This is a genomic window from Streptomyces echinatus (genome assembly GCF_014203595.1).
Taxonomy (GTDB): Bacteria; Actinomycetota; Actinomycetes; order Streptomycetales; family Streptomycetaceae; genus Streptomyces; species Streptomyces echinatus.
The window spans coordinates 299,481-308,618 of record NZ_JACHJK010000012.1; the positions used below are offsets into that span (position 1 = coordinate 299,481).

The window sequence follows — 9,138 nt, forward strand, 5'->3', positions numbered from 1 at the left end:
TCTCTACCCCTCGTCCCCCGCCTGTTCGCGGATGCGTTCGGCGATCTGCGGCGGCATCGGCTCGTGCCGGGCGTAGCTCCGGTCGAAGCGGGCGGTGCCGTGCGAGAGCGAGCGCAGGTCGACCGCGTACCGGCCGATCTCGAACTCGGGCACCTCGGCCCGGATCAACGTCCGCCCGGTGCCCACCTGTTCGGTGCCGAGCAGCCGGCCGCGCCGGCTCGACAGGTCGCTCATCACCGCGCCCACGTAGTCGTCGCCGACGAGCACGGTCACCTCGGCGACCGGCTCCAGCAGATGGATCCGGGCGTCCGCCGCGGCCTCGCGCAGCGCGAGCGCGCCCGCGGTCTGGAAGGCGGCGTCGGAGGAGTCCACCGAGTGGGCCTTGCCGTCCAGCAGCGTGATCCGCACGTCCACCAGCTGGTAGCCCGCGGCGACGCCCTTGGCCGCCTGGGCCCGCACGCCCTTCTCGACGGACGGGATGAACTGGCGGGGCACCGCGCCACCGACCACCTTGTCCACGAACTCGATGCCCGAGCCGCCCGGCAGCGGCTCCACCTCGATCTCGCAGATCGCGTACTGGCCGTGGCCGCCGGACTGCTTGACGTGCCGGCCGCGCCCGGAGGCCTTGTTCGCGAACGTCTCCCGGAGGGAGACCCGGTGCGGGACGACGTCGACCTGGACGCCGTAGCGGTTGCGCAGCCGCTCCAGGGCGACGTCGGCATGGGCCTCGCCCAGGCACCACAGGACCACCTGGTGGGTGTCCTGGTTCTGCTCCAGGCGCATCGTCGGATCCTCCGCGACCAGCCGGGACAGGCCCTGGGACAGCTTGTCCTCGTCGGCCTTGCTGTGCGCGTGGATGGCGAGCGGCAGCAGCGGGTCGGGCATCTGCCAGGGCTCCATCAGGAGCGGGTCGTCCTTGGCGGAGAGGGTGTCACCGGTCTCGGCCCGGCCGAGCTTGGCCACGCACACCAGGTCGCCGGCGACGGCGTGGGTCACCGGGCGCTGCTGTTTGCCGAACGGCATGGACAGGGCGCCGACCTTCTCGTCGACGTCGTGGTCCTCGTGCCCGCGGTCGGCGAGGCCGTGCCCGGAGACGTGCACCGTCTGGTCCGGCCGCAGGGTGCCGGAGAAGACACGGACCAGCGAGATACGGCCGACGTAGGGGTCGGAGGAGGTTTTGACGACCTCGGCGACCAGCGGACCGTCGGTGTCGCACGGCTTCAGCTCGCGCCGCTTGCCGTCGATCGTGGTGACCCCGGGCAGCGGATGCTCGAACGGGGTCGGGAAGCCACCGGTGACCAGTTCCAGCAGCTCGACCGTGCCGAGGCCCTGCCTGGCGCCCTCGGCGGCCGGGGCGGCGGCCAGCACCGGGAAGAACGCGCCGCGGGCCACGGCCCGCTCCAGGTCCTCGACGAGGGTCTTGATGTCGACCTGCTCGCCGCCCAGATAGCGGTCCATGAGGGTCTCGTCCTCGCTCTCCGCGATGATCCCCTCGATGAGCCGGTTGCGGGCCTCCTCGATGTCCGGCAGCTGGTCCTCGCCGGGCTCGGACTCCTTGCGCTCCCCGGTGGAGTAGTCGAACAGCTTCTGCGACAGCAGGCCGATCAGCCCGGTCACGGGCGCGTGGCCGTCGGGCCCCTCGGGGCCGCGCAGCGGCAGGTAGAGGGGCAGGACGGCGTCGGGGTCGTCGCCGCCGAAGGCCTCCGCGCAGGTCCGGGTCATCTCCTCGAAGTCGGCGCGCGCGGCCTCCAGGTGCGTGATCACGATCGCGCGGGGCATGCCGACGGCCGCGCACTCCTCCCACACCATCCGGGTGGAGCCGTCGACCCCGTCCGAGGCCGAGACGACGAAGAGGGCCGCGTCCGCGGCGCGCAGACCGGCCCGAAGCTCCCCGACGAAGTCGGCGTAGCCGGGGGTGTCCAGGAGATTGACCTTGATGCCGTTCCATTCCACCGGCACCAGCGAGAGCTGCACCGAACGCTGCTGCCGGTGCTCGATGTCGTCGTAGTCGGAGACGGTGCCGCCGTCCTCCACGCGGCCTGCCCGGTTCACCGCCCCCGCGGTCAGCGCGAGGGCCTCCACCAGAGTCGTCTTCCCCGACCCGGAGTGGCCGACCAGCACCACATTCCGTACGGACGCGGGTTGGTCGGCCGCCAGAGCCCTGCCGGCGGCCCCGGGGTGGTGTGACTGTGCCTTGTCGCCCATGATCCTGCCTCCCGTGCACGGTGAGGTCACTGTGGGCGCGGACGCGCGGGACCCGCGTGTGGTGGCGGCTCCGGCGACGCCCGCGGTCATTCGAGCTTTCCACTCCTGTCACGCCGCGTCCATACGAAGGACTACGAAGGGTGCGTACGGGACACCGTTCGCGTCACGCGCGTCCCGCGCGCGGCGGAGCGTCCCGGCTTCCCGGCGCGGCCACGGGTGCCCGCCCGTCACTCGCACGCGCGCGTGGCTACGATGGGCCAGCCGGCGGCCGCAAGGGCCGCGGCGTCACCGACCGTCGGGAAGGCCATGCTGAACAAGTACGCGCGTGCATTTTTCACGCGTGTCCTCACACCGTTCGCCACGTTTCTGATCCGCCGGGGCGTGAGCCCCGACACGGTCACGCTCATCGGCACGGCCGGTGTGGTCGCGGGCGCGCTGGTCTTCTACCCCCGGGGCGAGTTCTTCTGGGGCACGGTGGTCATCACCTTGTTCGTCTTCTCCGACCTGGTGGACGGCAACATGGCCCGCCAGCTCGGCCGCTCCAGCCGCTGGGGCGCCTTCCTGGACTCCACCCTGGACCGGGTCGCCGACGGCGCGATCTTCGGCGGCTTCGCGCTCTGGTACGCGGGCAACGGGAACGACAACGTCCTGTGCGCGGTGTCGATCTTCTGTCTGGCCAGCGGCCAGGTGGTGTCGTACACCAAGGCGCGTGGCGAGTCGATCGGGCTGCCGGTCGCCGTCAACGGGCTCGTCGAGCGCGCCGAGCGACTGGTGATCTCGCTGGTCGCGGCCGGTTTCGCGGGCCTGCACAAGTTCGGTGTGCCCGGGATCCAGTGGCTGCTGCCGATCGCGCTGTGGATCGTCGCCGCGGGCAGCCTCGTCACGCTGATCCAGCGGGTCGTCACCGTGCGCCGCGAATCCGCGGAGGCCGAGGCCGCCGCCGCGGCGGCCCAGGGGAGCGAGGCGCCGCAGTGAGCGCGGCGGACCGGCTGACCGACGCCCTGTACGGCGCCGGCTGGAGCACGGTCAGGAGACTCCCCGAGCCCGTCGCCGTGCGCCTCGGCCGCACCATCGCCGACCTCGCCTGGAAACGGCGCGGCAAGGGCGTGCTGCGCCTGGAGGCCAACTACGCGCGCGTGGTGCCCGATGCGACTCCGGAGCGGCTCGCCGAGCTGTCCCGGGCGGGCATGCGCTCGTACCTGCGCTACTGGATGGAGTCCTTCCGGCTGCCGGCCTGGAGCGCCGAGCGGGTGCGGACGGGCTTCGAGCCCAAGGACGTGCACCACCTGACGGACGGGCTCGCCTCCGACCGCGGCGTGATCCTCGCCCTGCCGCACCTGGCCAACTGGGACCTGGCCGGCGCCTGGGTGACCACCAAGCTGGAGACGCCGTTCACGACGGTCGCCGAGCGGCTGAAGCCCGAGACGCTCTACGACCGCTTCGTCGCCTACCGCGAGAGCCTCGGTATGGAGGTCCTGCCGCACAGCGGCGGCTCCGCCTTCGGCACCCTGGCCCGCCGGCTGCGCGACGGCGGCCTGGTCTGCCTGGTCGCCGACCGCGACCTGTCCGCCTCCGGTGTCGAGGTCGACTTCTTCGGCGAGACGGCCCGCATGCCGGCCGGGCCCGCCCTGCTGGCCCAGCAGACGGGCGCGCTGCTGCTGCCCGTCACGCTCCGGTACGACGACTCGCCCATCATGAAGGGCCGGGTCCATCCCCCGATCGAGGTACCCGAGTCGGGTACCCGGGCCGAGAGGACGTCCGCCATGACACAGTCGCTGGCCGACGCCTTCGCCACCGGGATCGCCGAGCACCCGGAGGACTGGCACATGCTCCAGCGCCTGTGGCTCGCCGACCTCGACCCCGCGAAGGGACCCGCGTGAGAATCGGGATCGTCTGCCCGTACTCCTGGGACGTGCCCGGTGGCGTCCAGTTCCACATCCGCGACCTCGCCGCCTACTTCATCCGGCTCGGCCACGAGGTGTCCGTGCTGGCCCCGGCCGACGACGACACCCCCCTGCCGCCGTACGTCGTCTCGGCGGGCCGCGCGGTCCCGGTGCCGTACAACGGCTCGGTGGCCCGGCTGAACTTCGGCTTCCTGTCGGCCGCGCGGGTGCGGCGCTGGCTGCACGAGGGCAAGTTCGACGTGGTCCACATCCACGAGCCGACGTCGCCCTCGCTGGGCCTGCTGACCTGCTGGGCGGCGCAGGGGCCCATCGTCGCGACCTTCCACACCTCCAACCCGCGCTCGCGCGCGATGATCGCCGCCTACGCCATCCTGCAGGCCGCGCTGGAGAAGATCAGCGCCCGGATCGCGGTCAGCGAGTACGCCCGCCGCACGCTGGTCGAGCACCTCGGCGGGGACGCGGTGGTCATCCCCAACGGCGTCGACGTGGACTTCTTCGCCGAGGCCGAGCCCAAGCCGGAGTGGCAGGGCGACACCATCGGCTTCATCGGCCGGATCGACGAGTCCCGCAAGGGCCTGCCCGTGCTCATGAGGGCCCTGCCCGCGATCCTGGCCGCCCGTCCGGGGACGCGGCTGCTGGTGGCGGGCCGCGGCGACGAGGAGGCGGCCGTCGCGGAGCTGCCGGCGGAGCTGCGCTCGCGCGTGGAGTTCCTCGGCATGATCAGCGACGAGGACAAGGCCCGCTTCCTGCGCAGTGTCGACCTGTACGTCGCGCCCAACACCGGCGGTGAGAGCTTCGGCATCATCCTGGTCGAGGCGATGTCGGCCGGCGCGCCCGTGCTCGCCTCCGACCTGGACGCGTTCGTGCAGGTCCTCGACCAGGGCGAGGCCGGCGAGATCTTCGCCAACGAGGACGCGGACGCGCTGGCCGAGGCGGCCGTACGGCTGCTGGCGGACCCCGTGCGCCGGACCGAGCTGCGTGAGCGCGGCAGCGCTCATGTACGGCGGTTCGACTGGTCGACGGTCGGCGCGGACATCCTGTCCGTCTACGAGACGGTGACGGCCGGTGCCGCGGCGGTCGGCGCGGACGAGCGGACGACGGGGCTGCGGGCCCGGTTCGGGCTGGCCCGGGACTGACCGGCGGCCGGCCCGGAGCCGACCGGGACCGGCGCCGGGGGAGTGCGGCGGCGGACCGTGAGGGACGTCGGGGAGCGGGTGGCGGCGGCTCGTCACCGGCGCCGGGAGCGGGGGCCGGCAGCCGATAGCCTTCGGCCGTGACCGCAACCCTCATCTGGATCCTTGTCGCGCTCCTCGTCATCGGCGTGTACCTCAGCTGGACGGCCGGGCGGCTGGACCGGCTGCACGTGCGGATGGATGCCGCCCGGGCCGCGCTCGACGCCCAGTTGCTGCGGCGGGCCTCCGTGGTACAGGAACTGGCGACCTCGGGCGTGCTGGACCCGGCCGCCTCGATCGTGCTCTACGAGGCCGCCCACGCGGCCCGGCAGGCCGAGGAGGAGCAGCGGGAGGTCGCCGAGAGCGAGCTGAGCCAGGCGCTGCGGGCGGTCTTCGAGGACACGGCACAGGTGGAGGCGGTACGCGAGGCCCCGGGCGGCGAGGAGGCGGCCCGCGAGCTGGCCGAGGCCGTCCGCAGGGTGCCGATGGCCCGCCGCTTCCACAACGACGCCGTCGGGGCCGCCCGCAGACTCCGTGAACACCGCAAGGTGCGCTGGTTCCGGCTGGCCGGCCACGCACCGTTCCCGCTGGCCTTCGAGATGGACGACGAGCCGCCGGCGGTGCTGACGGACCGTTCGAGGGCATGAGCCTCGATTTCAAGCCACCCGCGCGCAGGTGAAGCGAACGCTTTCTTCCGCCGGCTCCATGATCATCACCCCAGGCCACCGGCGATCCGGCCGGTGTCCCTGGCCCGCCTGAGGGCCCCCTGTGACGTGAGTGAAAACTGGATTGATCATGTCCTTCGATCATATGTACGGTTCAGTTGGTAGCTGACCAGCTGCTTTCCGTGACTGAGGAGGGCGTTATGAACGAGAACATCGAGATCTCGAACTCCGAGCCGTACGAGCCGCCGACCCTGGTGGAGGTCGGGGAGTTCAACGAGGACACCCTGGGCTTCATCGGCTGGGGCAAGGACATCTTCGGCCACTACGGCGGCGGCTTCTGATCACCGGTCACCGGTTCTCGGAGAGCTGAGCGCATGAGTAGCACCGGGTTCGTGGTCCTGCCGGACACGGCGGCCGCGGACGAGGCTCGCGCGGCCGTCCCCTGGGAGGCGCCGCAGGAGTTCTCGCACGCCTCGGGGCGGCCGTGGCTGGTGGGCCGGTGGTCACCCGGCGACATCACGGCCGTCACCGCGGGCCGGGTGCGCCTGGCGGTGATCGGGGTCTGCCCGGTCACCGCCTCCCGGCTCACCGGACTCGCCGCCCGGGTCCGGAGCGTGTCCGACGTGGACGCGCTGGCGGCGGCCCTGCCCGGTTCCTGCCATGTGGCGGCGTCCGTCGACGGACAGGTCCGCTTCCAGGGCAGCGTGACCGGACTGCGCCGGGTGTTCCACGCCCGGCTGGACCAGGTGGACGTGGCCGCCGACCGGGCCGATGTGCTCGCGGCGATGACCGGCGCCGGGATCGACGAAGCGGCGCTGGCCCTCCGGGTGGCCACAGGAGGATTCCTGCCGCCCCCGCTGGCCGGCCGGCCCTTGTGGTCCGGGATCTCCGCCCCGGCGCCGGACCACTGCCTGGTGTGGGAGCGGGACCGGGTGCGCGAGGTGAGATGGTGGCGGCCGCCGGCTCCGGAACTGTCCCTGGCCGAGGGCGCCGAAGCCGTCGGAAAGGCCCTGGGCGCCGCCCTGGACGACCGTGCCCCCGGCCACGGCCGGCTGAGCTCGGACCTGTCCGGCGGCATGGACTCGACCTCCCTGTGCTTCCTCGCCGCCCGCCACGTGCCCGACCTGGTGACCTTCCGGTGGGGTGAGGCCGAGGCCGGCAACGACGACGCCGCCTTCGCCGCCCACGCCATCGGCCTCCTGGACCGCGCCGAGCATCTCGTCGTACCCCCCGGCGAACTCCCGCCGCTGTTCACCGACGCGGACCGGCCGGTGGACCCGGAGGAGGCCTATCCCTTCGCCCGCACCATCGCGCGCACCCGTCACACGGCGCGGCTGCTCGCCGGCACCGGCTCACGCCGGCACCTCGCGGGACACGGCGGGGACGAGCTGTTCACGCCGTTCCCCGGCTATCTGCGCACGCTGCTCCGGCGCCGCCCGCTGACCGCCCTGCGGCATGTCCGGGGCTACGCCGCCCTCAGGCGGTGGCCCGTGCTGCCCACCCTCGCCGCGCTGGCCCGCCCCGGTGACGAGGCCGCCTGGTGGCGGGCCCAGGCCGACGGGCTCACCGACCCGCCCCCGCCCCGGCGCCGCCCCGCTTTCGGATGGGGCGTGTGGCCGATGCGGGCACCGGCGTGGGCCACCGACGCGGCGATCGACGTGACCCGCGAGGCCCTGCGGCAGACCGCGAGCGAGGTGCGGCCGCTCTCCACCGACCTGGCCCAGCACCAGCTGCTCCTCGCGGTGCGCACCAGCGCCCCCTGGTACCGGTTGCTGGCCCGGGTGTTCGCCGACGCCGGTGTGCAGCTCGACTCGCCGTTCTTCGACGACCGCGTGGTCGAGGCCGTGCTGTCGGTCCGGGTGCACGAACACGCCGGCCCATGGCGGTACAAGCCGCTGCTGGCCGAGGCGATGCGCGGCGTCGTACCCGAGGCCGTGCTGGGACGCTCCACCAAGGGCGAGTTCAGCGACGAGGCCAACAGGGGCCTGCGCCACAACCTGCCCGGGATCCTGGAGCTGTTCGAGGACTCGGCCCTGGCCGCCCACGGACTGATCGACCCCGGCGCACTGCGCGCCCGGCTGCTGGCACCGCAGCCGGACAACGCCACGAGCATCGCGCTGGAACCGCTGATCGGCTGCGAGACCTGGCTGCGCGCCGCCACCCGACCCACCCCTGCCTGGAGGTTCGACGCCCGTGCGTCTTCATCCTGATGTGATCAGCACCGTCACCGACGACGGCACGGTACTGCTCAACGAACGCACCGGCCGGTACTGGCAGTTGAACAACACCGGGGCCCGCGTGCTCCAGGGACTGCTGGACGGGCGGGAGGCCGACGGCATCGCCGCCGCGCTCGCCGACCGGTACGGCATCGCCCTCCAGCAGGCGGAGCGCGACGTGACCGCCGTGATCGAGCGCCTGAGCGGCGCGAAGCTGGTGATCCCGTGAGCATGTCCGTCGTGCTGGCCGAGCGGCGCAGGCTCCCCCCGCACCGCCGCGTGGTTCCCCTGCTGGTCGTGGGCGTCGCCCGGCTGCTGGCCAAGGTCAGACCCGCCCGACTGCGCGCCGTCCTGGAATTCGCCCGCCGCGGCGCGGCACCGGCGACCTTCGACCAGGCGCTCGCCGCCCGGGAGGCGGTCGTGTCCGTCAGCCTGCGCTGTGCCGGGCAGGGCTGCCTTCAGCGCTCGATCGCCACGGCCCTGCTGTGCCGGGTGCGCGGTTCCTGGCCCACCTGGTGCACCGGCGTGCGCACCCACCCCTTCGCCGCCCACGCCTGGGTCGAGGCCGAGGACCGGCTCGTAGGCGAGGGCCACCCCAAGGGCCACTTCAAGACCCTGATGTCCATCGCCCCGGTGTCCCGCGACAGGGACCGCTGACCCCGCGCGGAGAAGAGGGAACCGCGCGTCGGGCAGGGGAAACCGCGGGTGGGGAGGCGGGGGCGGCGCGGACGGGCCGGGCCAAAAGGATCCACCGGCTTGCCATTGGCCCTTGCTGTGGACTGGTCCACTCGCGTTTCCTCTGGGAAGCATCAATCGTCTTCCCTTCAGTGAGGTCACCCGTGTCCAGCATCGAGAACCAGGCTCCCGAGACCGGCACCGCCCGGGTCAAGCGCGGCATGGCGGAGCAGCTCAAGGGCGGCGTGATCATGGACGTCGTCACGCCGGAGCAGGCGAAGATCGCCGAGGACGCGGGCGC

The 9,138-nt window shown here is 72.9% G+C and carries 9 protein-coding genes and 1 pseudogene; 9 read left to right on the forward strand and 1 reads right to left on the reverse strand.

The features are described from left to right. Positions 1-3: 3 nt before the first annotated feature. The gene (locus FHS34_RS30285) at positions 4-2,205 is read right to left on the reverse strand and encodes an elongation factor G-like protein EF-G2 (protein ID WP_184971237.1); all 2,202 of its coding nucleotides are present in this window, start codon (positions 2,203-2,205) and stop codon (positions 4-6) included. 252 nt (positions 2,206-2,457) lie between these two features. On the opposite strand from FHS34_RS30285, the gene pgsA reads away from it, so the two are divergent. The 9 genes and pseudogenes from pgsA to FHS34_RS30330 form a co-directional block, all read left to right on the forward strand. After that, positions 2,458-3,180 (forward strand): phosphatidylinositol phosphate synthase, encoded by a 723-nt coding sequence (gene pgsA / locus FHS34_RS30290; RefSeq protein ID WP_184971305.1) that lies wholly within the window; start codon positions 2,458-2,460, stop codon positions 3,178-3,180. Then, positions 3,177-4,085 (forward strand): phosphatidylinositol mannoside acyltransferase, encoded by a 909-nt coding sequence (locus FHS34_RS30295; RefSeq protein ID WP_184971239.1) that lies wholly within the window; start codon positions 3,177-3,179, stop codon positions 4,083-4,085. The genes pgsA and FHS34_RS30295 overlap by 4 nt, the downstream gene beginning before the upstream one ends. Continuing rightward, on the forward strand, positions 4,082-5,245 hold the full coding sequence (locus FHS34_RS30300) for a glycosyltransferase family 4 protein (RefSeq protein ID WP_184971240.1): 1,164 nt from the start codon (positions 4,082-4,084) through the stop codon (positions 5,243-5,245). Before FHS34_RS30295 ends, FHS34_RS30300 begins: the two co-directional genes overlap by 4 nt. Positions 5,246-5,382: 137 nt before the next feature. Further along, positions 5,383-5,928 (forward strand): LemA family protein, encoded by a 546-nt coding sequence (locus FHS34_RS30305; protein ID WP_184971243.1) that lies wholly within the window; start codon positions 5,383-5,385, stop codon positions 5,926-5,928. A gap of 218 nt (positions 5,929-6,146) precedes the next feature. Then, on the forward strand, positions 6,147-6,287 hold the full coding sequence (locus FHS34_RS30310; RefSeq protein WP_184971254.1) for a keywimysin-related RiPP: 141 nt from the start codon (positions 6,147-6,149) through the stop codon (positions 6,285-6,287). A gap of 33 nt (positions 6,288-6,320) precedes the next feature. Beyond that, the gene (locus FHS34_RS30315; protein ID WP_184971256.1) at positions 6,321-8,156 is read left to right on the forward strand and encodes a lasso peptide isopeptide bond-forming cyclase; all 1,836 of its coding nucleotides are present in this window, start codon (positions 6,321-6,323) and stop codon (positions 8,154-8,156) included. 1 nt (position 8,157) lies between these two features. Next, a complete protein-coding gene (locus FHS34_RS30320) occupies positions 8,158-8,391 on the forward strand; it encodes a lasso peptide biosynthesis PqqD family chaperone (RefSeq protein WP_308288319.1) in 234 nt (77 codons plus the stop codon). Further along, on the forward strand, positions 8,388-8,819 hold the full coding sequence (locus tag FHS34_RS30325) for a lasso peptide biosynthesis B2 protein (protein ID WP_225817673.1): 432 nt from the start codon (positions 8,388-8,390) through the stop codon (positions 8,817-8,819). The genes FHS34_RS30320 and FHS34_RS30325 overlap by 4 nt, the downstream gene beginning before the upstream one ends. Before the next feature lie 182 nt (positions 8,820-9,001). After that, positions 9,002-9,138 (forward strand): annotated as a pseudogene (locus FHS34_RS30330) (pyridoxal 5'-phosphate synthase lyase subunit PdxS); the annotation flags it as partial.